Origin of the sequence: Aliivibrio sp. S4MY1 (assembly GCF_028765545.1) — a bacterium.
Lineage (GTDB): Bacteria > Pseudomonadota > Gammaproteobacteria > Enterobacterales > Vibrionaceae > Aliivibrio.
Genome location: NZ_JARACP010000001.1, coordinates 329,202 through 355,711, shown reverse-complemented (window position 1 = coordinate 355,711; position 26,510 = coordinate 329,202). Strand labels below are relative to the sequence as shown.

The window sequence follows — 26,510 nt, the reverse complement described above, 5'->3', positions numbered from 1 at the left end:
GAGCAGGCTTTATCCACTAACCTTTATTACACATCTAGGAGATTTACATGGAATTGTCAGCATTAACTGCTGTTTCACCTGTAGACGGTCGCTACGGAAGTAAAACAATTTCTCTACGCAGCATCTTTAGTGAGTACGGCTTACTGAAGTATCGTACTGTTGTAGAAGTTCGTTGGCTTCAAAAATTAGCAGCTACGCAATCGATTGCGGAAGTGGCTACATTAAGCGCAGAAGCGAATCAATTCTTAGATGGCATCGCAGCAAACTTCAGCGAAGAAGATGCTATGCGTATCAAAGACATTGAGCGCACAACTAACCACGATGTTAAAGCTGTTGAATATTTCTTAAAAGAAAAAGTAGCTAACGTTCCTGAGCTTCATGCTATCAATGAATTCATTCACTTTGCATGTACTTCAGAAGACATCAACAACACATCTCACGCTCTAATGCTTAAAGAAGCACGTGACACTGTGATTCTTCCTGAAATCCGTAACGTTATCGATGCTATTAAAGCATTAGCTAACGAATACCGTGATGTTCCTCTTCTTTCTCGTACACACGGGCAGCCAGCTTCTCCATCTACTATGGGTAAAGAAATGGCTAACGTTGCGTACCGTATGGAACGTCAATACAAGCAAATCGAAAACGTTGAAATCTTAGCAAAAATCAACGGCGCTGTAGGTAACTATAACGCTCACCTTTCTGCTTACCCAGATGTTGATTGGCATGCATTTAGCGAAGAGTTCATCACTGAATCTCTAGGTGTTAACTGGAACCCGTACACAACTCAAATCGAACCGCATGATTACATTGCTGAGCTATTTGATGCGATTGCACGTTTCAATACAATCCTTCTTGATTTTGACCGTGACGTTTGGGGCTACATTGCTCTTGGCCACTTCAAACAAAAAACGATTGCTGGCGAAATCGGCTCTTCAACAATGCCGCATAAAGTTAACCCAATCGATTTTGAAAACTCTGAAGGTAACCTAGGTCTTGCTAACGCTATCTTTAGCCACCTAGCACAAAAACTGCCTGTATCTCGCTGGCAGCGTGACCTAACTGACTCAACGGTTCTTCGTAACCTAGGTGTTGGTTGTGGCTACGCTATCATTGCATACACGTCGACTCTAAAAGGCATTAGCAAATTAGAGATCAACCGTGCTGCACTTGAAGCTGAGCTAGATAAAAACTGGGAAGTTCTTGCAGAACCTGTACAAACAGTAATGCGTCGTTACGGCATCGAAAAGCCATACGAAAAACTAAAAGAACTGACTCGTGGTAAACGTGTAGACGGCGAAGGCATGCGTACATTCATCGACGGTTTAGAAATCCCTGAAGACGAAAAAATTCGTCTAAAAGAGATGACACCAGCAAACTACATCGGTCAAGCTATCGAGCTAACTGACAAGCTGTAATCTTTATCGTTTATAAAGAGTAATCAGTAATAAAAAGCCCTGTGTCACACTCATAGAGAGTTAGGATTACAGGGCTTTTTTACATCATTAATACTTATAAAATAAATAGAATCACATCACACATGCTTGCATTTCTTTTGCGCTTTCAATGCCCTTCTCAATCAAGCTTTGCGCTTCTTGGTTTGAAATCGTCGACATCACTTTGTTTACTAATTTCTCAGCACTAGATTCTGATGACGCTTCCACTAAACAACTGTACGCGTTAGCAATATGCTCTTGGATTTCAACCAGTGCTTTAGGGTTGCTGTAATCTGCATTTAACGCTTCATCAATTGACTCTGCAAACTCAGATACTGAGCTGGCTGCATCACCAAACTGTTCAATATTCAACGCCTCTAAATCTACAGACTCTAATTTTTCTTGCGCCATATCTACGGCCTTATTTGCTGCCTCTTGTGCTTTATCAATCGCGTCACTTGCATCATCACAACCCATTAAAGCCACAGAAAACAACAAAGGTACTAACAGTTTTTTATTCATTTTTTTCTCACTATAAAATAGTTACTATACCCAGATAAGAATAACAGAAAGCCATTAGAGAAGTGTTCATTATTTTGTATACATAAAAATACATTAAATTAATTATTACTCAATATAGATACGCAATATACACACAGCAATACAATGGAATATTAACGATATATAGGCAATTGGATCGCTAAGTTCACATAAATTACCTTTACTTACATAAAGTCGTTATTCCAAACTATAAACAACAAAATACTTTAATGACATTTGACTTAATACCACTATATATTACACAACCTTACTTATTTTTTTTAAAAATCATGTTTAAATCTATCAAAACTCGAATTGCTGTTAGTGCTGGAATTGCGATATTTATTACGCTAAGTACCGCCATGTTTTTTACTACTATTTCTTATGATAAAGTTAATAAAGACATCACAAAGCATGTATCCTCACAACTTTCAGATAACATTGACTATAAATTGCTCTCCATTGCTAATCAACAAAGCGCTGAACTTAATGGATTGTTTTCTCCTGTCATCAGTAATTTAGAACAACTTAAATCTATTTTAGAATTATCAAATAATACAAATGCAGATGCCGAACTTCTCATTAAACAATTTACATCTTCATTAAAAAATCAAAATGACAGTGTTTTTGCTGGCTTTATGGTATGGGAACACAGCCGATTTAATTATGATGATTCTGAATTAACCCAGAAAGCGCTTAACAAACAAGGTGTACTTGCTCCTTTCTTCTCACCGACAGACACAAGTTTTGAAGCTCTTGGAATGGAGAGTTTTAAAAATACGTCACTAAATGATAATGGTGAGCGTATTGATGAATGGCATTTAACGCCTTTTGAAACAGGTAACAGCTTTGTAATGGAGCCGTATTATTACAATGTAAGAGGCAACCAAGAGCTAATCACGACAATTAGCCTACCATTACGATCAAATAACAAAATAGTCGGATCTCTTGGTTATGATTGGTCCATCAAAAGTTTCCAAACCATTAGTAAACAAGCGGCAGACACCATTGGGATCCCTGGAGCTGTAGTATCTATTGCCTCTTGGGAGGGTCGCTTACTTTCTTTTAGCCAAGATGAAAATCTAGTTGGCGAAAAAATAAAAGATGACTTTGCAAATCACTGGAATGATATTCAGCGAGAATCACGAAATAACACCTCTTTTCTAAAAAATATAGGTCACTTTAAAACTGCTATTTCTACAATCAATACGGGAGCAAAGCCGTGGATTGTTATGGTATCGATACCAACTGAAGTGCTACAACAAGAAATTACTGATTTTCTTTATTGCCAAAAGTATCGGAACAACCCTCATCAATCTAACCAACCATTTTGAAAATATTGCTCAAGGCGATGGTGATTTAACTCAACGTATTGACGTTACTTCTAAAGATGAAATCGGCCAATTAGCATTCTGGTTTAACACCTTTATCGAGAAGATTCAAAATACACTACACAATGCAAAAGAAACCGCAGAGTTAGTTTCTCAGTCATCGACAAATACCATGACTGAAACAGAAAAATCGCAAATAAAACTTCAGAGCCAAGTTAATGAAGTAACACAATTAGCAACAGCAATTAATGAGATGAGTGCCACAGCTCAAGAAGTTGCATCTTCTGCCTTGCAAGCAGCGACAGCGGCAAGTCAAATACAAGCAAGCAGTGAAGATGGTCAGAAGATCATGAATAATGCAGCGGCTTCCGTAGAAGAATTGGCTTCGTTCATTAATAAAGCACAAGAGCAAGTGGTTAACTTAGCCGCATCAAGTAATGATATTCAAAAAATCCTGCTTGAAATCGGCGGTATTGCTGAACAAACAAATCTACTGGCATTAAATGCCGCAATTGAAGCCGCTCGTGCTGGTGAATACGGGCGGGGCTTTGCCGTTGTTGCCGATGAGGTTCGTAACCTAGCAAGCCGTACACAAAGTTCAACTCAAGAAATTAATAATATGCTTGCGGTATTACAACAAAGTACTCAAAGCATTGTGACGGTAATGGACAGCAGTCAAAAACAAGCATTAGCTACCAGAGAAGAAACGTTAATTGCACAACAGAACTTACAAGAGATCAGCTCTGCTATTCTTGTTGCAAATGATATGAATAATCAAATTGCTTCAGCGGCAGAAGAACAAAGTTCAGTCTCTGAAGAAATCAATCGTAATGTAACAAGCATTAACGAAGCCGCTAACGAAGTACTTTCAGATATGCATAACTCATTAAATGATACTGCTGAACTAACAAAAGAGAGTCACTCATTAACTCAGAAGCTAAGTGCTTTTAAAACTCAGTAAATTTAAACAATACTAACCCCTAACCTATCTAAGCCATGCTTTTTTTAACAATTGCATGGCTTTTTTCTTTCTCAAAAAGTAGCTTGAACTTTATGAACAAAATTCATTTTATGTTCTAAATAGCCATTATCTCCTCTATCTAGTCAAAAACGACCCAAGCACTTAACATTTACGCAACAACAAAGAAAAAGCAGTATCTACCTAGAACGATAACAACCCAAAGAGGTTGCTCACTCTACAATCAGGTCTCACAAGATAATTACAGAGAGATTTGAACCATAAGGAAATGTTATTCATGCTTACTTCATTTAAAAAACAGTTCACGGCTTCAATAATTGCAGCCTCTTTTGCACTTTCAGGCTCAGCAATAGCGGCCGAACTTGAAAAAATTCACTTCATCATCCCTGGTGGTGCTGGTGGCGGTTGGGATATGACTGCTCGTGGTACTGGTGATGTATTACTTAAATCAGATATCATTGAGCAAGCGTCTTACCAAAACCTGTCAGGTGGCGGCGGCGGTAAAGCCATTGCACATTTAATTGAAACGGCAGAGCGTCAACCAGACACATTAATGGTGAACTCAACGCCTATCGTTATCCGATCGTTAAGTGGTATTTTCCCACAATCATTCCGTGATTTAACCCCTATTGCAGCGACCATTGCTGATTATGGTGCGATCGTCGTGAATAAAGACTCTAAATATACAAGCTGGGAGCAAGTGGTTGCTGATTTTGAAAAAGATCCTCGATCAGTAAAAATTGCTGGCGGTTCAGCTCGAGGCAGTATGGATCATTTAGTAGTGGCGGCGGCGTTTAAAGGCGAAGGTTTTGATGCAAGAAAAGTACGCTATATTGCCTACGATGCCGGTGGTAAAGCAATGGCTGCCCTTCTTTCAGGTGAAACACCTTTACTTTCAACAGGGTTAGGTGAAGTACTTGAAATGTCCAAAAGTGGTCAAGTTCGTATTCTGGCTATCACAGCACCGAAACGTTTAGAGAGTGCACCTGATATCCCAACATTAACGGAATACGGCAACGATACCGTGTTTGCAAACTGGCGTGGCTTCTTCGCGGCACCGGGAACACCGCAAGCGAAAATCGACGAATACACCCAAGCCTTCAATAAAATGTACGAAACAGAGCAATGGGCAGTCGTTCGTGACCGTAATGGTTGGATTGATAACTACAAAGCGGACAAAGACTTTTATACCTTCCTTGAAGAGCAAGAACTGCTGATGGGTAACCTAATGCGTGAGCTTGGCTTCTTGAAATAATACTTCTTTAGCTGCCTTGAACAATTAATGATTCCCCGGATATGACTCATTAATGTTCTTGCTACATCCTCCTTGCACCGTTAGTTCAAGGCAGCTTTCTTTACCCAATTAAATCTACCTTTCTTTAATGGATTTATGGAGAGAACTCATGTCGTACTCTAGCTCTTCTCTACTATGCCGAGACCGCGTTGGCGCTATCATTTTTTTACTTGTTTGCCTCTGCTACGGCTACCAAACCAGTTTAATTCCTTTATTTCCTGGCGATGAATACGAACCCTTCACCGCTCGAACTTTACCTTATATGCTAACTTTTGCTGGCATTTTTCTCTCACTCATACTGATTGTTTCAGCTCAACCCGATGAGAAAAGTGGTGCTGTTTTAGGGTTTAATTGGAAACTCTTATTTGGCTTTATCACTTTAATGGTGCTGTACGGCATTGGATTAACTTGGCTTGGTTTTGTTTTGGCTACAAGCTTGTTTTTACTGGCAGGGTTCTATCTTTTAGGTGAACGTCGTAAACCCATTTTATTTGGTGCCTCGTTTCCTTTTGTTACAGGATTCTGGTTACTTCTTACCAAAGGTTTGGATATCTATCTAGAACCTGGTTATCTTTTTCTTGCTTGGTAAACCCTAGGACTTAATTATGTTAGATGGAATTTTAGCTGGCTTATCAACCGCAATAATGCCAACCAATTTAATGATGGTAATGATTGGTTGTTTTGTAGGAACATTTATTGGCATGCTGCCGGGTCTTGGTCCAATTTCAGCCATTGCGTTAATGATCCCTATTAGCTACGGACTTGATCCTGCATCAGGTATGATTTTAATGGCGGGGGTTTATTATGGTGCCGTTTTTGGTGGGTCTACCTCATCAATCCTTATCAATGCCCCCGGTTGTTCATCAACGGTAGTTACGGCTTTTGATGGTTACCCAATGGCGCAAAAAGGCCAAGCAGGTAAAGCACTTGCTCTTGCAGCCTACTCCTCTTTTACCGGTGGCACGCTTTCTGCCATTATGCTTTTAATTGCAGCCCCTGCGCTTGCAAAAGTATCCCTTAGCTTCCAATCATCTGATTACTTTGCTCTTATGCTAGTGGGTTTATCTGCTGTTGCTGCATTCGCAGGTAAGGGACAAGTGATTAAAGCATGGATGATGACTATTCTTGGTTTAATGCTTTCAACCGTTGGTATTGATAAAGGTATTGGCGTTGAGCGCTTTACCTTTGGCTTAACTGATTTGATGGATGGATTCAGCTTCTTATTGCTTGCAATGGCAACCTTCGCACTAGGCGAAACCTTAATGGGGATATTAAAACCAGAACAAGACACACGAGATGATGAACAGAATAAAATGTCTGACCTAGGTAGTATGAAAATAACCAAAGAAGAATTTAAAGAAGTCGCGCCTGTTGCTGTTCGTTCATCTATTCTTGGTTTCTTTACTGGCGTATTACCAGGTGCGGGTGCAACCATCGCAGCATTCTTAAGTTATGGAATGGAACGAAATTTAGCACCAAAAGATAAAAAAGAAGAGTTTGGTAAGGGTAGTATCCGTGGATTAGTGGCGCCTGAATCCGCAAATAACGCCGCATCAAGCGGGTCATTTGTTCCACTACTGACTTTGGGCATTCCAGGCTCAGGTACGACAGCAATCATGTTAGGTGCCCTTATTGCTTATGGTATTCAACCAGGACCAAGATTGTTTGTTGATCACCCTGATATTTTCTGGTCGGTTATTATCTCAATGTACTTTGGTAATATCGTTCTGGTTATCCTAAATTTACCCTTGATTCCATACATATCTAAATTACTTGCGATACCAAGAACCGTATTGATGCCAATGGTTTTATTCTTCTCAATCACAGGGGTTTATTTAGTCTCTTTTAATACAATTGATGTCTTTATCATGATCTTAATTGCGATGGTCGCTATTGCGCTTCGGCTAGCTAACTTCCCTCTCGCTCCCTTACTACTTGGCTTTATCTTGGGTGGAATGATGGAGGAGAATTTACGTCGAGCCTTGATGATCAGTGATGGGGAGTTAAGTTTCTTGTGGGAACGCCCGATTACCTTTTGTTTTACTGCGATTGCTGTAATTGTTCTTATTCTTCCGATGGCACTGACGTTTATCAATAACGTTATCCGCCCTAAGTTCACAGTAAAGTCATAACCGTCTGACCTAATAGCCTAAATATAGACACCAATACTAAGGATAGTATTGGTGTCTATTTCCCCTGCTGCCATTTCTTTTTTTCATGCTACAATCCCCTTCTATTCATATATCTGAGATTTCACATGCCATTTTCCAAGCTTGGGTTAAGCGATCCAATTTTAAAAGCCATCGACGAGCTGGGTTATAAAGCCCCTACTCCAATTCAAGAAAAAGCCATTCCCGTTGCGCTTACTGGAAAAAACCTGATTGCTGCTGCGCAAACAGGTACAGGTAAAACCGCTAGCTTCGTATTACCTATTTTAGAAATTCTCAGCGAAAATCAAACTAAAGTTCGCGCTAAACGTGTTCGTGCATTAATTTTAACGCCAACGCGTGAGCTAGCAATTCAAGTTGAAGACAACATTCAGAAGTACAGCAAGCACATTGATATTGCATCATTAGCTATGTATGGCGGTGTTGATTATAAAAACCAAAAAGAACGTCTAATTGAAGGGGTTGATGTTCTGGTTGCGACGCCGGGTCGTTTGCTTGATATGTACACACAGCGTGCAATTCATTTTGATGAGATTGAGATCTTAGTTCTTGATGAAGCCGACCGTATGCTCGATATGGGCTTTATTGAAGACATCAACAAAATCATTGAGCGCTTACCATTAGATCGCCAAAACATGCTGTTCTCAGCAACACTGTCTGATCAAGTTCGTTATTTAGCAAAAACAGCGGTAAATAACCCGATTGAAATTACTATTTCGCCAAAAACGACCTCAGCACCACAGATTGACCAATGGCTAACAACGGTAGATAAAGATAAAAAATCGGCACTACTGAGCCACCTAATTAAAGAAAACAATTGGGATCAAGCGCTGATCTTTATTGAGACAAAGCATGGTGCAGCGAAGCTAGTAAGCCAGTTAGAGAAACGTGATATTCGAGCAGAAGCTTTCCATAGTGGCCGAAGCCAAGAAGCACGAGCAAAAGTGCTGAATGACTTTAAAGAAGGCAAATTACAATACTTAGTTGCTACTGGTATTGCGGCTCGTGGTATTGATATTGATGAGCTAACGCGCGTAGTAAACTATGACCTACCTTTCCCGGCAGATGACTATGTGCACCGTATTGGTCGTACAGGCCGTGCAGGAGCAAAAGGTGAGGCTATCTCATTTGTTTCTAAAGACGATTTTAAGAATCTATGTATGATTGAAAAACGTCTTGGCCACTTAATTGTGCGTAAAGAAATTGAAGGCTTTGCGCCACGTAAAGAAGTGCCTATTTCTATTTTGAACTTTAAGCCAAAAAGAAAAACAGAATCAAAAGCGTAATCGCTTAATCACCCCCAATTGGTATAAAACAAAAAACGCCCACGCTTAATAATAAGTTTGGGCGTTTTTATATCGATTGTTCACTTATAGTAAATGTTTTAAAGCATGTTCAGCTCTCTCATAGCCTAAATCGATCATCTCTGCCGTACGTTCGAACTCAAAAGTACCGCATGCGTCTCGCGCTATTTCAACCGTAATATCAGGCGGATAAGCCGCTAACTTTTGTCTTGCAATGGTACTCTGCATCGCATCAAAGGCTTGATTAGCAATATCATACATACCTAAATCAATTCTTGAAGTTTTTGCTGCTAGCGAACCAAAGTAATCACTTACTTTTCGATGAAATGGCATCTCTTCTTCTGGCTCTTGTGCCGAGATATCTACCTGATTAATTTCAAAATCATCAATTTTATGAGTCATTTCACCCGCTAAATTGACCGCTAAAGTGATATCCGAATGATCACCAAAAGTTGGTGCAATTGGAACTGGATTTAATACGCCCCCGTCAATTAATGTTTTACCGTTAAATTCTATTGGCATAAGATACAAAGGTAACGAAATAGAAGCTCGAATAGCTTGCAGTAATGATCCCTTTTGTAACCATACTTCTTTTTCATTACTAATATCAGCAGCTACTGCGGTATAAGGAATAGCTAAATCTTCGATATGCAAATCACCAAGAATGCCACTTAAACGGTTCATCACTTTCTCACCTTTAATGAGTCCTCCTTTCCCCCAGTTAAAATCCATCAATGAAACAATATCGAGCTTTGTAATGGTTCGCATCCAAGCTTCAAACTCATCCAATTTTCCAGCAGCATACACACCACCAACAACAGTACCAATTGAGCAACCTGAAACAGATACAATCTCAAAATCATGCGCCTCTAACCAGCGGATCACGCCAATATGAGCAAGACCTCTCGCACCACCACTACCAAGAACAAGTGATACTGTTTTTTTCTTCATGGGTTTTCTCCCTTCCATGATCACTCTGCTTTAATATCCATAAACTGTGCATTTAATACTTGTTGTAAAGCACTAGGAGCCAAACCGATATCTAGCCCTCTTTTTCCACCACTGACATACATGGCTTCAAACTGTTCTGCACTATTATCGATCACTGTTTTCAATCGTTTCTTCTGGCCTAGAGGACTCACGCCTCCCATTACATATCCAGTAGATTTTTGAACTAAAGCGGGATCTGCCATTTTGGCTTTTTTTCCACCTACCGCTTTAGCGATTAACTTCATGCTTAAATGAGCCGCAACAGGAATAATGCCCACAACCAGTTCCTTTTCATCCACTTGAACGACTAAAGTTTTAAATACCTCTTCATGGGGCAAACCCAATTTTTCTGCTGCTTCTAACCCATACGCTTGAGCTTTTGGATCATGATGGTACTCAAGCACTTGGTGATCTATTTTTGCTTTCTTTAATAATTTCGTTGCTGGTGTCATTTGCTGCTAATACCTTAAAAAAATAGGCTATGCCTTAAAGTACGTTCGCTCTGGTCGCCCAACACTGCCATAAGAAAGGTCGGCACTCAATTCTCCAGAGCTAATCAAATATTCTAAATAACGACGTGCGGTTGTTCGGCTAGCCCCAATTAATTCACCTGCCTGATCTGCAGTTAACTGTTTTTTATGACTAAATAATTGACGAACTTTCTCTAAAGTTACGCCATCAATGCCTTTAGGCAACCTTGCTACTGACGGTGCTGTAGTAGAGTGCAACATTGCATCTACCATGCTTTGATCAATATCAACACGATTGATAAATTGCTGCTTTTGGCTTAAATATTTATTAATTGCTTCTTCTAACCGACTAAATATAACAGGCTTTAGCAGATAATCTACCACACCGCCACGCATGGCTTCTTGCAGTGTATTCACATCTCTATCTGCGGTAATTAAGATTACATCCGGTGATGATTCTTTTTGGCGTAACTCACGCAATATATCAATCCCGTTACCATCAGGAAGATAAATATCTAATAGTACTAAGTCAGGGTTTAACACATCAAATAACGTCGTCGCTTCTTCCTTACTGGCAGCAATTCCTATTACTTCTACATAATCTATTTTATCCAGATTACGACGGTGTATTTCTGCAATACCAATGTCATCCTCAACAATAACAATACTAATTTTACTGCTCACACAATATCCTTTTGGTTTATTCTTTATATTTATAGAAGTGGCTGTTCTATGAGTACAACGTTTTAGGCAAATAAATAGTCATCAACGTTCCTTTTCCCACTTCACTTCTAACTGTAAACTCTCCACCATAATGATCTACTAGCTGCTGAATAAGATGTAAGCCAACACCACGTCCTTGCTCAGGTTTTGTAGATATGCCTCTTTGAGTTAACTGTTTAAAGCTAAATGCCTCCGGTAGGCCACACCCTTTATCTTCTACTTCGATAATCACTTCTTGCCCGAAGTCAGTCACACTAACAATAATAGGCTCAACGACTTCTTTTGGTTTACTCAAGGTTGCATCAAACGCATTGTCTATTAAGTTTCCGATAATCGTCACCATATCCTCTGCTCGAATATGCTGAGGAAGCACACTTAACTGCGTACCTTCTTCAATATCAAGTAATAGCCCAAGCTCTCTGGCACGTTCACTTTTACCTAGTAAGACACCGGCAATCATTGGTTCTGAGATACTCTCTCTTAAAAATTCAATCAACTTTTGATAACGCTGACTCTCTTGACCAATGATCTGCTGCACCTCTTCAATTTTACCTAACTGAATGAGCCCACTAATTGTATTTAACTTATTTCGATGCTCATGGGTTTGTGAACGTAATAAATCAGCATATTGTTTGACTTGAGAAAGTTGAGTCGTCAATTCACTGATTTCATCTTTACGCCGAAAACTGGATACTGCACCAATCACGACACCATCCATTTTAATCAACTCTCGGTTGGCAATCACAGCCTGACCATTTAATAACAGTTCAATATCGTGTTCAGATTGCTGTGTGACCAAAAGCTTAGTTAAGTCACTGTCTGGCAACACTTCAATAAACAACTGATTTAAAGATTGCTTAGGATCGATCCCTAATATGTCACAGGCACTTTTATTGATAGATCTGAGCTTACCATTAGCATCAATACTTAACACACCTTCACGCAGCGTAGATAAAGTAACTTGCTGCTCTTTGTATAAACGCCCAAAAGCTTCAGGTTCAAAGCCAAAAATAGATTTTTGAAAGCGCCTAGCGATAAAGTTGGCAATAATCGCATTAGCAAAAATCACCAATACTGCCATTCCAAGAAAGAAGCTAAGAAAATGAGACACCTTACTGTCTATCGTTGTTAATAAATAACCGACAGACACCACTCCGATAATATTGCCTTTCTGATCAAAAATTGGCGTTTTACCACGCACAGAATGACCTAAAGAACCTTTGGCATACGAAATATAAGACTCTCCGAGTTGTAGAGCTTGCTGGTTATCTCCACCTTGCATCGCCTTGCCAATACGTTCTTTAATTGGGTGAGCAATACGTATCCCCTCTTTATTACCCACCACGATAAATGCAGCGCCAATAGAGGTTCGTAATCGCTCTATTTTATCTTCAATTAATGTCGGGGCATTTTGTTCTACTGCTGAAATGACGATCGGAGATTGAGCAAGAAACCGAGCAACTCCTAACGCTTTATCCCCGCTGTCTTGAGACTCCCAATGCTTGATATACAAAAAGGCACAAATAGACAAAATGAGTAATTTACCAATACCCGAAATGGTCATCACCGCTAACAATCGACGTCGAAAACTCAGATCATCCCAAGACATTCACACCTCACACTTCCCTATAGATAAACAAAGAGTATCACAACCCATTAACCTAATCTTAAACCTTGTTCATACTCTTGATCACATCAAATAAATATTTCCATTTATTCCATAGTAAACCTAGGGAATTAATTCAATATCACCTAAGTTCTGTGGTATAAAAAGCGCACTTCTTTTCAGCATTTTTAACTCTTCCCTAAAAGGTTCCCGTTACTATGAAAAGCGATATTGAAATTTGCCAAACTGCGACACTTACCACAATGAAAACGATTGCGTCAAACTTAGGGCTGCATGATGATGACATTACCCCACAAGGTCGTTACAAAGCAAAAGTCAATATTGACGCCTTAAAACACCTTGAAGATAAACCAAATGGCAAGTTAATTTTAGTCAGTGCTATCACGCCAACCCCTCTCGGGGAAGGTAAAACCGTAACGACAATCGGCTTAGCTCAAGGTCTAGCAAAATTAGGGGAATCCGTTAGTGCCTGTATCCGGCAGCCGTCTATGGGACCAGTATTTGGTGTAAAAGGTGGTGCTGCAGGTGGTGGTTATAGCCAAGTAGCTCCGATGGAAGAATTAAATTTACACCTAACTGGTGATATTCATGCGATTACCGCAGCACATAATTTAGCTTCTGCGGCCATTGATGCTCGTATCTACCATGAGCAACGCCTAGGTTACGAACGATTCTCTGAAAAGAACGATCTTCCTGCATTACGAATTGACTCTAACCGAGTAGTTTGGAAGCGTGTAATGGACCATAACGATCGCGCACTTCGTATGGTGACCATTGGTAAAAATGAAGATGGAAAAACCATTAATGGCTATGAACGTGAAGATGGTTTTGATATTACCGCCGCTTCTGAATTAATGGCCATTCTTGCTCTAGCAACAGATCTTCAAGACTTGCGTCAACGTATTGGCCGTATTGTCGTGGCTTATAACCTTGATGGTGAACCTATCACTACAGAAGATCTTCAAGTCGCTGGTGCAATGACAGTTACCATGAAATTTGCTATCAACCCAACCTTGATGCAAACGCTAGAAGGTGTCCCTACCTTTGTTCACTCTGGTCCTTTTGCTAATATCGCCCATGGTAACTCTTCTATCATTGCAGATAATATCGCTTTAAAACTAACGGATTATACGGTTACAGAAGGAGGCTTTGGCTCAGATATGGGCTTAGAGAAAGCCTGTAACATTAAAGCACCATTAGCAGGAAAAACACCTGATTGTGCAGTGCTTGTTGCAACGCTTCGAGGTATAAAAGCGAACTCAGGCCTATTCCCGTTATCACCAGGTCAAGCTTTGCCTAAAGCACTATTCACTCCAAATCAAGAAGCCTTAAACGCAGGATTAGAGAACTTACAATGGCACATTAATAACTGCGCTAAATACGGTCTTCCTATTGTTGTAGCCATTAATCGCTTCCCTGAAGACACTCAAGAAGAGTTGGATTTCTTACAACAATGGATTTCAGCACAAACATCAGAAACGAATGTTGATGTCTCTATTAGTGAAGCGTTCGTAAAAGGTGGTGAAGGCGCAAAAGAGCTCGCTTCAAAAGTTATCGCAGCTTGTAAAAAAACCACTCAATTTACCCCACTATACACAAGTGAAATGAGCTTATTTGATAAATTAAATGCCGTTGCAATAAAAGGTTACGGTGCAGAGCGAATCGAATTATCAGAAAAAGCACAGCAGCAATTAGAACAGTTTAAGCAATTAGGTTATCAATCTTTAGCTGTTTGTATGGCAAAGACGCCCGCTTCTATTTCTACCGATGGCAACATTAAAGGTGCTCCGACCGATTTCATCGTACCTATTCGTGAGTTAAAACTGTGTGCAGGTGCCGGGTTTATATACGCACTGTGTGGCAATGTGATGACCATGCCAGGCTTGCCTGAAAAGCCTGCTTTTATGAATTTAGACATTGATACAGACGGAAACATTATCGGACTTAGCTAAGATCACATAACTTAATATAGATCATATTCTATGTGCTACATTTACTGTTAATCTAGCTTCAACTTTTTATACAAATTTACTTATAATTTTTGAGGTTATCCTGATGGATATGACAAATGCTCAACGCTTAATCCTTTCAAACCAGTATTATTTAATGTCACAGATGGATCCTGCTAATGCAGCAAAATACCAACGCCAACAATTAATTGTTGAGCGTGGTTATGAACTGCAGATCCGCGAACTGGATAAAGATTTTGGTTGTATTACAGAAGCAGAATGTCGTGAGATCATTGATTTCATGGAGATGTACCATGCAATGCAAGAGTCTTATAACATGCTAGTACCTGAGTGTCAGGCAAAAGTAGATGCACGTCGCCTTCAGTTCTTAGGGTTTGATGTAGCTACAGAAGCACAACAAGTAAATTACGTTCGCTTCTTAACAAGCTCTGAAGGTTTATACCCTCAGTTCGATAAAGCCGATCATCACTTTAACAGCCAAATGCCGATGATGGATAAATACCGTCGTATGCTAACGACATGGCGTAACTGTCCACGTCAATACCACCTATGCTCTACTGAATTAGCGCAAATTTTTAACGCTTAATTTCTTATAAAGAAGTTAAAGTATAAATAATCTATTTAAAATCCTCGCACTAGCGGGGATTTTTTATGCCTGCAATTTATTATTTTTACATTGCTATCTAAAAAAATCCCCACTGACGGATCAGTGAGGATTTTGGTTTTCTAATTGATTACAGCTAGCAACCCCCCCTTATCGGATTGAAAGTGTCATCATTATTTAGAAACCTATAATTACCAACTGTAAGAAGCACCAACTACGAATGCGTTATTGTAATTGTCCGCTTGGTTACGGTACTCAATGTATGGTTGAACGCCTTCTTTCTTATTCCAAGTAGCACGAAGCTCGTGGTCCATAGACTCGCCTTCAATCATGTATACGTTGTTGTAGCTTAACGTTAGTTCAGATTCAAGTAATGTGTATGCCACACGGTTATCCATACGATAATCTGTTTTAGCATCGCCATCAGTTGCATCAATATGAGCACGAGTACGGTTAGAAATAGAGATACCGTTATCGAAATTGTAACCAATTTTCACTAATGGACGATATTGTACTTCTTTACCGTTAGCCATTAGGTGGTGGTAACCTACAGCCATCCATAAATTTTCGTTAATAGCGAATGATTGCTCTGCACCTAACGTTACGTATGCTGGAGAGTTTGACTTAACGCCATCATCGTTTGCTTTTAGTGAACCGAGTTGAATACCATCAAACTCGGTTAATAGTGTTAAACCACCAAATGAATTATCAAACGTATGGCCCGCTTCTAGTGTAGATGTCATACCAGAACCATGTAAGTTACTATCGTGCGCTTGTACGTTACCAGTGACATAAGTTGAGTCAGCCATTGCTGCACCAGAAAGAAGAACTGCAGGAACGATAAGTGCTAGTGTTGATTTTTTCATGTGATATACCCTATATATTTAAACTGTTTGGTTTGGTTCTTCTATTGAGCCTATCAATACATTAAGACCAAACTCTAAAAATTTTGTAATCCGTTTAAATGTTTCTCTAAATCCGTTGAGATGAATCATGCCTTATTAATTCGCCCTGAAAAATAAAGACCAAATAAACTATGACCAACTTCAAAAAGGGCCTACATAAAAAAACATAAATCATTTCATAACAATAAGTTAACCGTGTTATTTCATTTTATAATTTATAACTATTACGATTACCTCCAAGTCAGATCACATTTTTCGCTGCTCTAATTAACAGACAAAGAGATCTAGATCACTCTAGATAGAGAACAAAAAAGGTCTTGTTAGTTTCTATTAGGTACTGTATTTGAAGTAGGTCACATTATTAATTTTGAGACAAAAAATAAATAGACCGATATTATTTTCACTGCTAGCTCTTTTTATTAGATAAATGAAGAAGTACACTGCTGCCTCAATCTAATTTCAGGTGTGGTTATGTTTTATCAGTGCCCTTTATGCCAACACGAGTTGCGCTTTGCCAACAATCAATACCGTTGTGAAAACAACCATCAGTTTGACAACGCAAAAGAAGGTTATGTAAACCTAATGCCAGCTCATCACAAGCGTTCTAAAAATCCAGGTGATAATAAAGAGATGATGCAAGCTAGGCGTGCTTTTTTAGAAGCTGGACATTATCAGCCTATGCAACAACACGTTGCCGAGTTATGCCAAAAGTATGTAACCAATGATGAAGCAAGCCTACTTGATATTGGTTGTGGTGAAGGCTATTACACCTCAAAAATTGCAGAATATTTACATAGCGAAAATGCTAATGTCTATGGATTGGATATTTCAAAAGTCGCGATTAAGTTCGCAGCCAAGCGTTATCTAAATTGCCAATTTAGCGTTGCCTCTAGCCACCGTTTGCCTTTCCCAGATCAAAGCCTAGATGCTGTTGTTCGTATTTATGCACCATGTAAAGCAGAAGAATTACACCGCGCAATTAAAAATGGCGGCTATCTAATTACCGTTACCCCAGCCAGCCATCATTTATTCGAACTTCGTGAAGGAGTGTATGGTGAAGTTCGCCTACATGATGAGGCGGCAGAAGCTCTTACTGACTTTGAACTTATTGAAGAGAAAAAATTAACTTACGATATGCGCTTGAACGGCTTAGAAGCATTGCATTTATTAGATATGACACCGTTTGCTTGGAAAGCAACAGCTGAATTTAAAACTGAGCTGCAAGAGAAGTCAGAATTTGATTGTAAAGCGGATTTTATGATTAGAGTGTATAAAAAAGCATAGTCTATTTATCATGATTATAACCATCTGAAAGATGAAAATTCAGATGGTTATACCAATGTAACTCATTAGATGATAATTCTTGGAATTGGTATTACTTATTACATTAAAGTGAAATTACTTATTTTCTGTATTCGCATTAGCAATACTTTGATCAACCTTCTGTAATCCACTCTCTTCAGCCCTCAACTCTTTATCTTTCAGCAAAGACTGTTTTAAAAGTGCAGAATATAAAGGTTGTCCACCCAATGCTTGAGCAATAAACGTCGCACCAAGTGTTGTCACTAATAGCGGTAAGATCAACTGATAATTATTCGTCATTTCAACCACAAGAATAACACCTGTTACAGGGGCTCTTACTGTAGCGGCAAACAATGCTCCCATCCCTGCGATAGCATAAACTCCAGGGTTTGATATCCAACCGGGAAACCATGCTGACATTACCACACCATAAGATAAACCAAGTAAGGTACCTAGCGCTAACATTGGGGCAAAAATGCCTCCCGGAGCACCCGATGAAAAACAAGCAACAGTAACAATCACTCGTAGTACAAAAAAACCAACCATGATCATCCATGCCATTGGGCTATAAAACATCTCAGTAATGATTTCCATCCCACTGCCAGATAGTTTAGGAGCCACTAAATGCAATAAAGCAAAAGTGCCGCCAAACGCTGCGCCCATAAGCACAATACGAGACAATTTATTTTGGTGGAAGTCTTTAACCTTACTCGTTCCTTTTAAAATCCATTTATTAAAGTTCACCCCAATAATGCCAAAGATAATCCCTAAAATGGCAAAAAGAATCAGTGAACGTAATGGTGGGACATCAAAACTTGGAATCGTTAAAAATGCTTCTTGCCCATGTAAAGAACGCATCACTATCGTTGCTACCGCTGTGGCTAATGTCACACACTTTATTGAAGTGATGTTATAACGAAACTGAGGACGCATCTCTTCAACCACAAACAAAATGCCAGCAAGAGGCGCGTTAAATGCCGCAGCTAAACCTGCCGCCGCCCCTGCTGCTGTTAATATATGAGAAGAGTGACTGAATCGTTTACCTTTACATGCGATCATTCTACCAACAGCACCACCAATTTGAATTGATGGCCCTTCACGGCCAAGCACCATTCCTGAACCAATCGTTAATGTGCCTGCAATAAATTTAATCGGCAATACACGAGCCCAACGGATCTCTTGAGTCCCATCAAGGGCCCCTTCAATATGAGGGATACCACTACCCGCAGTCTCTGGTGCAAATCGAAAAGTAAGCCAAAAGCCAGCAGCAGCCATCGCAGCCCCCGCTAATACCGCAGCAACAGGCGCTAAATACTCAGAATAAGGAAATGAATGAATGAAGTTGAGACGCTGTTCACCGATCAAGCGAATTGAGGCTTCAAATAAAGCGACGACAGACCCGGCAATACCACCAACCAGTGCCGATAAGAAAAGCAGCGCATAATAATCAGTTTGTGTGGTTAGAAATTTTGGCGTAGTACGATGCTTTAGCATCCCACCTTGAAAAAAACGAAAATTGGGTGATTTTGGCATTTATCGTATCAACTTAGCACGTAAAGAGCATTGGCAGCGTAATTATAATAAGAACACAAATAATTATACGCTTCAGCAACAGATAGACCCTAACCATTTACAAAAACTTAGATTGATTAAATGACCAAGATCGACTTTTGATATAAATCAAATAAATCACTTCTTCATTTTTCGTTACAAAGTTCATTAAAATAAAAAACCCGTAGAACGGTAAATTCTACGGGCTTAAAAATACATTGAATAACTAATTGTTAATATAAACGGCTACCGTCAGGTCTAGAGCGCAGTAAGTTTAACACCCACATGTATTGCTCAGGACGCTCAGTAACCAGCTGTTCAATAGCAATATTCATTGCACGAGCATCGGTCTCTTCATCTCCTGATGGAAAATCCGCAATCGCTGGTAATGTAATAATCTCAAACTGCCCTGTTTCTGCATTATACGATGGCAACATTGGAACCACCTTTGCTTTTGATAAACGAGCCAGTTTACCAAACCCTTTTAACGTTGCTTTTTGTGTAGCAAAGAAAGGGACAAATACACTGTTTTGTGGACCATGATCTTCATCAGGTAAGTAATACGCTAAGTAGCCTTCTTTAATCGCTTTGATTAATGGTTTGATCCCCGCGCTACGAGCATAAATCTTACCGCCATATTGCATACGCTGAACATGCATTAACCAATCAGTTATTGGGTTCTTTTGAGGTTTCATCATGGTCGTTACCTGATAGCCACGAGAAGCCAAAAGAATCGCAGGGAAATCAATAGCCCAAGCATGCGGCGCTAAAATAATAATATTTTCTTTTTGCTCAAGCAGAGGGAATAGATTCTCTGCACCAACAAAAATCCCGCGTCCTTCATTATGCTTACGACTACGAACAAGCAACTCAGAAAAACCAAGCATCACCTGAGCACCTGTAATATAGGTATCTTCAAGCAATTTTTTCTGTTCTTCTTCTGATTTTTCAGGAAAACAAGTCGCAATATTCAACTTAGCTCGCTTAATACCACCACCTGGTCTCTTAAGTACTAATTTTACAATTTGTGCCGCTAATTTATCGCGTAATCGAAACGGAATAAAAGCCAAAATAATAGCAAATCCGATCCCTAACCATGTTGGCCAATACTTAGGATGAAGAAATGCCCATTGAAAAGTGGGGTTATAAACGTTTTTATCGACTTTTTCACTCATGAATTGCTTCACTTATTCTTTATTATGAACCGATTATGATATAACAAAGCATTGCTGATAGAAACCAAGGAAATACAAATGGCTTTTCAATTACACCCCCGTTTGCAACAAGATTGCATCTTTTTGGGCAATCTTCCGTTATGTTCTGTTTTACTCATTAAAGAAAACATCGGCCCTTGGGTGATTTTAGTTCCTCGAATTGAAGACTTAAAAGAAATCCACCATATGACCCCAGAGCAGCAAATTCAATTTATTCAAGAATCAAGTTCGGTTGCTCAACTGCTCGAAGATAATTTCACACCAGATAAAATTAATATTGGAGCACTAGGTAACTTAGTTCCTCAGTTACACATTCACCATATTGCACGCTTTATCACTGATATCGCATGGCCAGGCCCAGTCTGGGGAAATACTAATGGAGAGATCAGAGCACAGTCCGATCAAACTCAATTGGTGGATCTACTTCGAGATAAATTAAGAGCATTGCCTGGATTCAAGCAATAACGATTTTACTCACCATAAAAAAGGCAGCTCTCTTCAGAACTGCCTTTTTCATTTATTTTTGCTTATTTACATTATGCGTTTTGAAGCTCATTCCATAGATCAGCCACAATAATACGATCAGCAGGAGATAACTCAGATTTAGCCGCTTCAAGACTTTCATTGATATGTGCTTTTAGTATATCAAGATCAGCAATTTCTTGTTCTTCGCACTTAGCAACTGACAATGAAATGTGTCCACGTAAGTAGCCACCAGCAAATAGCTCATCATCTGATGCTGTTTCAATTCGAGCATCAATCAGTTCAAGCATTTTTTCTTCAAATTCAATGATCATCTTTTTCCTATTGGACAATAAATTGTTCTTTGGTAAGTGGGGCTATTTGATAAAACTCACGTAATGCGTTGGATAATGCCTCTACACGTGGAGGTAATCCATTATCTAAAATGCTCATCACTTCATTATGTACTTTAGCCATGAATGCTAAACGATCTGGCTCAAAATCGCCATTTAAGTTGTCACAACTCACATTAAATTTTAACCCAGCACTTAATGATAATATCCACTCATAGGCTTGAGGGCGGATCTCTACTTTTTCAAACTCTGATTGAACTTGCTCTGTTCGGCCATCAGGCTCATACCAGTAACCAAAATCTTCCAATAGACGACGATCAGGGCCAGCAACACACCAATGGGCAATTTCATGCATGCCTGATTGATAAAAACCACGCGCAAAAATAATACGGTGATAATTAAATTCACTATCCGCTGGTAGGTAAATGGGTTCATCACCACCCAGTTCTAGCTTGGTATTAAACGAATCAGAAAAAGTAGCATTAAAAACAGTAATTAAATCTTGATATTGGTGAGGCATACAACAGGCTTAGCAATAATAATAGAAGCGTATTCTACCTCACCACATACTAAAGGCCTATCTAGATAAATTTTTTTTATCCTCCTTCTCAAAATTATTCATTATCTGTCAAAAGAGTGAACTGATACTCTCCAAAATTATCTCTCCCCCTTTAGATTGGAGTTTCACCACCTGTGAATGACATCACTTTACAACTTGCTCAATTACTGGATTTAGGGCCTTTTTCTTGGTCTGCTATTGCCGCTTGTGCTTTCAATGGTTTGTTAATTGGCGTTGAACGGCAAACTCGAGGCAAACCCGTAGGAATAAGAACCTCTATTCTAATTATTTCAGGTACTTACTTTTTCTTAGCGATGGCAATGTCCCTATCTGTAAACTCTCTGGATCATGCTCGAGTACTAGGCCAAATTATTACAGGAATTGGTTTTCTTGGCGCAGGGGTAATGATGACTTTAGATGGTAAAATTCATGGTGTAACCTCTGCGGCCATTATTTGGGTGTTAGCAGCATTAGGGATGATGATTGCATTAGGCTACATTCAGCAATCAGTCATTATCACTTTATTAGCTCTTTTTGTTTTACTCGGCATTGATAAGCTTGAAAATTCATTCAAAAGCCTTCGTCGCGGCGTGCATCAAAAAATACTCAATATTAGAACTCATAAACCAAGGGCTCATAGTCTCGATAAAATGCATAAAAAAAACTAATCTGAAAAATGTCGGAATAGTTTTTTTCATTCGTCATTATTCGTTTAATCCCATAAAATTCTCGTCCTATTATTTGACCATCATGATATGACACGGTATTAGAAAATGTTATTAACAGTTCTTTATATTATTGGGATCACAGCTGAAGCAATGACAGGTGCATTAGCCGCTGGTAAGAAAAAAATGGATTGGTTTGGCGTAATGTTAGTTGCCAGTGCAACAGCAATTGGCGGTGGTACTGTTCGTGATATTCTTCTTGGTCACTACCCTGTTGGTTGGGTAAAAAACCCACAATTCCTTGTGATTACCTGCATTGCCGGCGTATTAACAACATGGATCGGCCCATGGGTAGCCAAAAACCATCGCTTCTTTGTATTTTTAGATGCTATTGGTTTAATTGTTTTTAGTATTATTGGCTCACAAGTCGCATTAGATATGGGGCTTCACCCACTAATATGTGTTGTTTCTGCCATTGTAACAGGCGTGTTTGGTGGGCTACTGCGTGATCTTTTCTGTCGCCAGATGCCAATGGTATTGCATAAAGAATTATATGCTTCAATTTCATTACTATCTGCTGTGCTATACATCGGATTACTTCATTTTGGTGTCGATGAGTTAATCACAACGATTGCTACTATTGTTATCGGTTTTACTGCTCGTATGGCCGCAGTAAAATTTGGTTGGTGCTTACCTGTATTTCATTTAGATATCACAGAAGATCAACCTGAAACGATTGAGAAAAATTAAAAATTAGATACAAATAAAAAGAACCAGATTGATATCATAATCAATCTGGCTCTTTTTATTAGTTCTATGTGGCGTTATTAGTTCCTAAAAACCAATCCCTCACTTCTTATTTAAATCTTTGGCGTTTCTGTTTGTACACCAAAATTTTGACCACGATGGCGAACTAAATGGTCCATTACAACAATTGCTAGCATAGCCTCAGCAATAGGTACGGCACGAATACCAACACAAGGATCATGACGCCCTTTAGTAATCAACTCTGTTTTTTCACCGCTGCGAGTAATCGTTTCACCCGGAACAGTAATACTAGAAGTTGGTTTTAGAGCAATGTGCGCCACAATATCTTGTCCAGATGAAATACCACCCAAAATACCACCAGCATGATTTGAACTAAAACCTTCTGGTGTTAATGGATCACGATGCTCAGAACCACGTTGTTGAACCACTTCAAAGCCATCGCCAATCTCAACGCCTTTAACCGCGTTAATTCCCATTAAAGCATGGGCAACATCTGCATCTAAACGATCAAAAACAGGTTCGCCTAACCCAACCGGTACACCTTGTGCGACAACGGTAATTTTAGCGCCAATAGAGTCCCCTTCTTTCTTTAACTTACGAATAAGCTCATCAAAGGCCTCTACTTTGCTTGCATCAGGACAGAAAAACGCATTATTCTCGATTTCATTCCAATCAACTGAATCAATCGCTACGTCGCCCATTTGTGATAGGTAAGCGCGAACTTCAATTCCAAACTCTTGTTTCAAGTATTTCTTAGCAACAGCACCAGCTGCAACACGCATTGCCGTTTCACGAGCAGAAGAACGACCACCACCACGATAATCACGCTGTCCATATTTTTGGTGATAAGTGTAATCTGCGTGTCCCGGACGGAACTTATCTTTAATCTCAGAATAATCTTTAGAACGTTGATCGGTGTTTTCAATCAGTAAACCAATTGAGGTTCCTGTGGTTTTTCCTTCAAATACACCTGATAGAATTTTTACTTCATCCGCTTCACGACGTTGAGTAGTGTATTTTGAAGTACCCGGTTTACGACGATCTAAATCGATTTGCAGATCCGCTTCACTCAACTCTAGACCTGGAGGGCAGCCATCCACAATACAGCCCAAAGCCAAGCCATGACTTTCACCAAACGTTGTTACTCGAAAATGTTGTCCAATAGAATTTCCAGCCATTACTTCCTCTGTAAATATTGTTGATTGGCTATAAATAGCATAACTTTAATCAATCCATATTGGCTTGAATCTACAGCAGAGTAAAGCCCCTAGTAATGGTTTCTCTCTAAATTAGTGAGCACACTCTTTTTCTTAGATGTGATTTTCTTTGCCGTAAAAACAATTTAAAAAATCAACAGCGGCAATTTGTGACCTTAATCCAAAAAACCTTAACTGATAAAACTCTCATTTTACAAAAATACCTCTTTACTGCTATTCATATCACAACGTATAATTAACACTTGACTCATTAATGAGCCAAAAAACTAAAAATAAACATAAAATGTTGATAAAAAAAGCAATGCATGGATGAGATTTTTAACGTAAGGATGGCAATAAATAGTTGGCATTATTCCTGCTAATTACTAAATATCATTAACGGTTAAGAAAAAAAATGAAACTACTTCGTCTAGTAAGAAAAGTATTACGTAAAAATAACATCAGCGAAAAACAACAAAACCTTCGTAATCGACTTGATTTTGCAATGTCACAAAGTAAAGATATATAAAAAAGCCTGATGCGAGCATCAGGCTTATTATAATAAGTCGAATTTAGTGACTTAATCGCGGTATAGAGCAAACTCTTCAGCACAATCAAGAAGCTGCTGTTTAGTTAGCATGAATACACCGTGTCCACCTTCTGCAAACTCAATCCAAGTGAATGGAATTTCTGGGTATTGCTCCATCATGTGAACCATAGAGTTACCTACTTCACAAATCAAGAAACCATTATCCATTAAGTAATCTGGTGCATTAGCTAGAATACGACGAACTAATTTCAGTCCATCACTACCAGCAGCCAAACCTAACTCAGGTTCGTGCTCAAACTCTTCAGGTAAACTGTTCATGTCTTCTTCATCCACATACGGTGGATTAGAAACAATGAAGTTATACTGATCTTTTGGAATATCACGCAACAGATCAGAACGCATAGGGAACACTTGCTGCTCCATGCCATGGTCTTGAACGTTTTGCTCTGCAACCATTAACGCATCAGTAGAAATATCAATTGCATCTACTTCTGCATTTGGGAACGCATGAGCACATGCAATAGCAATACAACCACTGCCCGTACATAGATCCATAATACGTGTTGGATCTTCGGTTAACCATGGTTCAAATTGCGTTTCAATCAATTCAGCAATTGGAGAACGAGGCACAAGTACGCGCTCATCAACAAAAAACTCAAGACCACAAAACCATGCTTTATTAGTCAAATAAGCAGTAGGAATACGCTCGTTAATACGACGTACAACACGCTCAACAATACGTAGTCGCTCTGTTGATGTTAAACGAGATTCACGTACATGAGCAGGAACATCAATAGGTAAATATAGCGTAGGAAGCACTAGTTGAACCGCTTCATCCCATGCGTTATCTGTGCCGTGACCATAAAAAAGACCCGCAGCATTAAAGCGGCTTACCGTCCAACGCAACATATCCTGTAACGTATGAAGCTCAGAAACGGCCTCTTCTACAAAAATCTTATCCAAAATTGCCCCCAAAACAAGTTATAATACTGCTGTTAATTATTGGAATTTAAAAATGAGCAAAAACGACCACCTATCAGATGACGAACTTTCGCTGTTCCGTGAAGCAGTACAAGGCTCTAAAAAGTTGCAACAGGATACCATAATCCATCAACCGAGTAAGAACTTTAGCGAGCAACAACAGCAAAGAAAGTCATTAAAAGAAGGGAAAAATGAAGAGTTTTTCTTTTCTGACGAATTTGTGCCACTTCTTAATGAAGATGGACCTGTTCGTTATGCCCGTGATGATGTATCAAAATACGAAGTGAAGCGATTACGTCGCGGTGTGTATGTCCCTGATGTCTTTTTAGATATGCACGGAATGAAACAGGATGAAGCAAAGCGCGAACTCGGCTCAATGATTGCTTATTGTTTAAAAGAGAATATTTCTTGTGCCAGTGTTATGCACGGAATTGGAAAACATATTCTTAAACAAAAAGTGCCTTTGTGGCTAGCTCAACACCCAGATGTGATGGCATTTCACCAAGCGCCTTTAGAGTTTGGTGGCGCAGGTGCCATATTAGTTTTACTGTCTATTCCTGATAGATAA

General features: G+C 39.3%; 24 protein-coding genes and 1 pseudogene. 13 read left to right on the top strand and 12 right to left on the bottom strand.

The genetic code is table 11. From position 1 onward, the window contains the following. The first annotated feature begins 47 nt into the window (after window positions 1–47). Window positions 48–1,418 carry an adenylosuccinate lyase gene (gene purB / locus PVK71_RS01780; protein WP_274417261.1) on the top strand — a complete coding sequence of 457 codons (1,371 nt, stop codon included), beginning with the start codon at window positions 48–50 and terminating at the stop codon, window positions 1,416–1,418. Between the two features lie 111 nt (window positions 1,419–1,529). Here purB and PVK71_RS01775 read toward each other — a convergent pair whose 3' ends face one another. Continuing rightward, the gene (locus PVK71_RS01775; protein WP_274417262.1) at window positions 1,530–1,958 is read right to left on the bottom strand and encodes a hypothetical protein; all 429 of its coding nucleotides are present in this window, start codon (window positions 1,956–1,958) and stop codon (window positions 1,530–1,532) included. Between the two features lie 308 nt (window positions 1,959–2,266). Between PVK71_RS01775 and PVK71_RS01770 the strand changes: the two are divergent. The 5 genes and pseudogenes from PVK71_RS01770 (at window position 2,267) to PVK71_RS01750 (ending at window position 9,034) form a co-directional block, all read left to right on the top strand. After that, a pseudogene (locus tag PVK71_RS01770) lies at window positions 2,267–4,268 on the top strand (methyl-accepting chemotaxis protein). 295 nt (window positions 4,269–4,563) lie between these two features. Then, entirely contained in the window at window positions 4,564–5,541 is a 978-nt protein-coding gene (locus PVK71_RS01765; RefSeq protein WP_274417263.1) for a tripartite tricarboxylate transporter substrate binding protein, read from the top strand. 127 nt (window positions 5,542–5,668) lie between these two features. After that, window positions 5,669–6,169, top strand: a complete 501-nt coding sequence (locus PVK71_RS01760; protein ID WP_274417264.1) for a tripartite tricarboxylate transporter TctB family protein — start codon at window positions 5,669–5,671, stop codon at window positions 6,167–6,169. Between the two features lie 16 nt (window positions 6,170–6,185). Continuing rightward, window positions 6,186–7,712, top strand: coding sequence for a tripartite tricarboxylate transporter permease (locus PVK71_RS01755; RefSeq protein WP_274417265.1), 1,527 nt, complete (start codon window positions 6,186–6,188; stop codon window positions 7,710–7,712). 125 nt (window positions 7,713–7,837) lie between these two features. Next, window positions 7,838–9,034, top strand: coding sequence for a DEAD/DEAH box helicase (locus PVK71_RS01750; RefSeq protein WP_274417266.1), 1,197 nt, complete (start codon window positions 7,838–7,840; stop codon window positions 9,032–9,034). An 84-nt stretch (window positions 9,035–9,118) separates the two neighbouring features. Here the strand turns inward: PVK71_RS01750 and PVK71_RS01745 are convergent, their stop codons facing one another. Genes PVK71_RS01745 through PVK71_RS01730 form a run of 4 tightly spaced genes read right to left on the bottom strand, consistent with a single transcriptional unit; the run spans window position 9,119 to window position 12,844 of the window. Next, window positions 9,119–10,003, bottom strand: coding sequence for a patatin-like phospholipase family protein (locus PVK71_RS01745; protein WP_274417267.1), 885 nt, complete (start codon window positions 10,001–10,003; stop codon window positions 9,119–9,121). A gap of 20 nt (window positions 10,004–10,023) precedes the next feature. After that, a complete protein-coding gene (ybaK, locus tag PVK71_RS01740; protein ID WP_274417268.1) occupies window positions 10,024–10,494 on the bottom strand; it encodes a Cys-tRNA(Pro) deacylase in 471 nt (156 codons plus the stop codon). 27 nt (window positions 10,495–10,521) lie between these two features. Next, complete coding sequence (locus PVK71_RS01735; RefSeq protein WP_274417270.1) at window positions 10,522–11,196, bottom strand: response regulator; 675 nt, start codon at window positions 11,194–11,196, stop codon at window positions 10,522–10,524. A 46-nt stretch (window positions 11,197–11,242) separates the two neighbouring features. After that, a complete protein-coding gene (locus PVK71_RS01730) occupies window positions 11,243–12,844 on the bottom strand; it encodes an ATP-binding protein (RefSeq protein WP_274417271.1) in 1,602 nt (533 codons plus the stop codon). Between the two features lie 215 nt (window positions 12,845–13,059). Between PVK71_RS01730 and PVK71_RS01725 the strand changes: the two genes are divergently transcribed. Then, window positions 13,060–14,814: a formate--tetrahydrofolate ligase gene (locus PVK71_RS01725; protein ID WP_274417272.1), complete on the top strand. Its 1,755-nt coding sequence runs from the start codon at window positions 13,060–13,062 to the stop codon at window positions 14,812–14,814. Window positions 14,815–14,917: 103 nt separating this feature from the next. After that, window positions 14,918–15,418 (top strand): YfbU family protein, encoded by a 501-nt coding sequence (locus PVK71_RS01720; RefSeq protein ID WP_130044192.1) that lies wholly within the window; start codon window positions 14,918–14,920, stop codon window positions 15,416–15,418. A gap of 209 nt (window positions 15,419–15,627) precedes the next feature. On the opposite strand, the gene PVK71_RS01715 is transcribed toward PVK71_RS01720, so the two are convergent. Next, window positions 15,628–16,302 (bottom strand): oligogalacturonate-specific porin KdgM family protein, encoded by a 675-nt coding sequence (locus PVK71_RS01715; protein WP_274417273.1) that lies wholly within the window; start codon window positions 16,300–16,302, stop codon window positions 15,628–15,630. 510 nt (window positions 16,303–16,812) lie between these two features. On the opposite strand from PVK71_RS01715, the gene rlmA reads away from it, so the two are divergent. Further along, window positions 16,813–17,625: a 23S rRNA (guanine(745)-N(1))-methyltransferase gene (gene rlmA / locus PVK71_RS01710; RefSeq protein WP_274417274.1), complete on the top strand. Its 813-nt coding sequence runs from the start codon at window positions 16,813–16,815 to the stop codon at window positions 17,623–17,625. Window positions 17,626–17,739: 114 nt separating this feature from the next. Here the strand turns inward: rlmA and clcA are convergent, their stop codons facing one another. After that, entirely contained in the window at window positions 17,740–19,176 is a 1,437-nt protein-coding gene (gene clcA / locus PVK71_RS01705; protein ID WP_338000076.1) for a H(+)/Cl(-) exchange transporter ClcA, read from the bottom strand. 251 nt (window positions 19,177–19,427) lie between these two features. Beyond that, window positions 19,428–20,369 (bottom strand): lauroyl-Kdo(2)-lipid IV(A) myristoyltransferase, encoded by a 942-nt coding sequence (gene lpxM, locus PVK71_RS01700; RefSeq protein WP_274417276.1) that lies wholly within the window; start codon window positions 20,367–20,369, stop codon window positions 19,428–19,430. A 78-nt stretch (window positions 20,370–20,447) separates the two neighbouring features. Between lpxM and PVK71_RS01695 the strand changes: the two genes are divergently transcribed. Beyond that, window positions 20,448–20,873, top strand: coding sequence for an HIT domain-containing protein (locus PVK71_RS01695; RefSeq protein WP_274417277.1), 426 nt, complete (start codon window positions 20,448–20,450; stop codon window positions 20,871–20,873). 71 nt (window positions 20,874–20,944) lie between these two features. On the opposite strand, the gene PVK71_RS01690 is transcribed toward PVK71_RS01695, so the two are convergent. Both PVK71_RS01690 and PVK71_RS01685 read right to left on the bottom strand, forming a co-directional pair. After that, window positions 20,945–21,205, bottom strand: a complete 261-nt coding sequence (locus PVK71_RS01690) for a YfcL family protein (protein ID WP_274417278.1) — start codon at window positions 21,203–21,205, stop codon at window positions 20,945–20,947. Window positions 21,206–21,212: 7 nt separating this feature from the next. Further along, window positions 21,213–21,743, bottom strand: a complete 531-nt coding sequence (locus PVK71_RS01685) for an elongation factor P hydroxylase (RefSeq protein WP_130048714.1) — start codon at window positions 21,741–21,743, stop codon at window positions 21,213–21,215. 173 nt (window positions 21,744–21,916) lie between these two features. Between PVK71_RS01685 and PVK71_RS01680 the strand changes: the two genes are divergently transcribed. Together PVK71_RS01680 and PVK71_RS01675 are read left to right on the top strand one after the other, a co-directional pair. Beyond that, window positions 21,917–22,450, top strand: coding sequence for an MgtC/SapB family protein (locus PVK71_RS01680; RefSeq protein WP_130048712.1), 534 nt, complete (start codon window positions 21,917–21,919; stop codon window positions 22,448–22,450). Between the two features lie 105 nt (window positions 22,451–22,555). Next, on the top strand, window positions 22,556–23,197 hold the full coding sequence (locus PVK71_RS01675; protein ID WP_274417280.1) for a trimeric intracellular cation channel family protein: 642 nt from the start codon (window positions 22,556–22,558) through the stop codon (window positions 23,195–23,197). A gap of 110 nt (window positions 23,198–23,307) precedes the next feature. Here the strand turns inward: PVK71_RS01675 and aroC are convergent, their stop codons facing one another. Both aroC and prmB read right to left on the bottom strand, forming a co-directional pair. Next, a complete protein-coding gene (gene aroC / locus PVK71_RS01670; RefSeq protein ID WP_274417281.1) occupies window positions 23,308–24,393 on the bottom strand; it encodes a chorismate synthase in 1,086 nt (361 codons plus the stop codon). Window positions 24,394–24,991: 598 nt separating this feature from the next. Continuing rightward, window positions 24,992–25,924 (bottom strand): 50S ribosomal protein L3 N(5)-glutamine methyltransferase, encoded by a 933-nt coding sequence (prmB, locus tag PVK71_RS01665; protein ID WP_130048707.1) that lies wholly within the window; start codon window positions 25,922–25,924, stop codon window positions 24,992–24,994. Between the two features lie 52 nt (window positions 25,925–25,976). On the opposite strand from prmB, the gene smrB reads away from it, so the two are divergent. Beyond that, window positions 25,977–26,510, top strand: coding sequence for an endonuclease SmrB (gene smrB, locus PVK71_RS01660; protein ID WP_130048706.1), 534 nt, complete (start codon window positions 25,977–25,979; stop codon window positions 26,508–26,510).

Coding starts and splice junctions, on each gene's coding strand:
- purB (WP_274417261.1), top strand. CDS start 48: ATGGAATTGTCAGCATTAACTGCTGTTTCACCTGTAGACGGTCGCTAC.
- PVK71_RS01775 (WP_274417262.1), bottom strand. CDS start 1,958: ATGAATAAAAAACTGTTAGTACCTTTGTTGTTTTCTGTGGCTTTAATG.
- PVK71_RS01765 (WP_274417263.1), top strand. CDS start 4,564: ATGCTTACTTCATTTAAAAAACAGTTCACGGCTTCAATAATTGCAGCC.
- PVK71_RS01760 (WP_274417264.1), top strand. CDS start 5,669: ATGGATTTATGGAGAGAACTCATGTCGTACTCTAGCTCTTCTCTACTA.
- PVK71_RS01755 (WP_274417265.1), top strand. CDS start 6,186: ATGTTAGATGGAATTTTAGCTGGCTTATCAACCGCAATAATGCCAACC.
- PVK71_RS01750 (WP_274417266.1), top strand. CDS start 7,838: ATGCCATTTTCCAAGCTTGGGTTAAGCGATCCAATTTTAAAAGCCATC.
- PVK71_RS01745 (WP_274417267.1), bottom strand. CDS start 10,003: ATGAAGAAAAAAACAGTATCACTTGTTCTTGGTAGTGGTGGTGCGAGA.
- ybaK (WP_274417268.1), bottom strand. CDS start 10,494: ATGACACCAGCAACGAAATTATTAAAGAAAGCAAAAATAGATCACCAA.
- PVK71_RS01730 (WP_274417271.1), bottom strand. CDS start 12,844: ATGTCTTGGGATGATCTGAGTTTTCGACGTCGATTGTTAGCGGTGATG.
- PVK71_RS01725 (WP_274417272.1), top strand. CDS start 13,060: ATGAAAAGCGATATTGAAATTTGCCAAACTGCGACACTTACCACAATG.
- PVK71_RS01720 (WP_130044192.1), top strand. CDS start 14,918: ATGGATATGACAAATGCTCAACGCTTAATCCTTTCAAACCAGTATTAT.
- PVK71_RS01715 (WP_274417273.1), bottom strand. CDS start 16,302: ATGAAAAAATCAACACTAGCACTTATCGTTCCTGCAGTTCTTCTTTCT.
- rlmA (WP_274417274.1), top strand. CDS start 16,813: ATGTTTTATCAGTGCCCTTTATGCCAACACGAGTTGCGCTTTGCCAAC.
- clcA (WP_338000076.1), bottom strand. CDS start 19,176: ATGCCAAAATCACCCAATTTTCGTTTTTTTCAAGGTGGGATGCTAAAG.
- lpxM (WP_274417276.1), bottom strand. CDS start 20,369: ATGAGTGAAAAAGTCGATAAAAACGTTTATAACCCCACTTTTCAATGG.
- PVK71_RS01695 (WP_274417277.1), top strand. CDS start 20,448: ATGGCTTTTCAATTACACCCCCGTTTGCAACAAGATTGCATCTTTTTG.
- PVK71_RS01690 (WP_274417278.1), bottom strand. CDS start 21,205: ATGATCATTGAATTTGAAGAAAAAATGCTTGAACTGATTGATGCTCGA.
- PVK71_RS01685 (WP_130048714.1), bottom strand. CDS start 21,743: ATGCCTCACCAATATCAAGATTTAATTACTGTTTTTAATGCTACTTTT.
- PVK71_RS01675 (WP_274417280.1), top strand. CDS start 22,556: ATGTTATTAACAGTTCTTTATATTATTGGGATCACAGCTGAAGCAATG.
- aroC (WP_274417281.1), bottom strand. CDS start 24,393: ATGGCTGGAAATTCTATTGGACAACATTTTCGAGTAACAACGTTTGGT.
- smrB (WP_130048706.1), top strand. CDS start 25,977: ATGAGCAAAAACGACCACCTATCAGATGACGAACTTTCGCTGTTCCGT.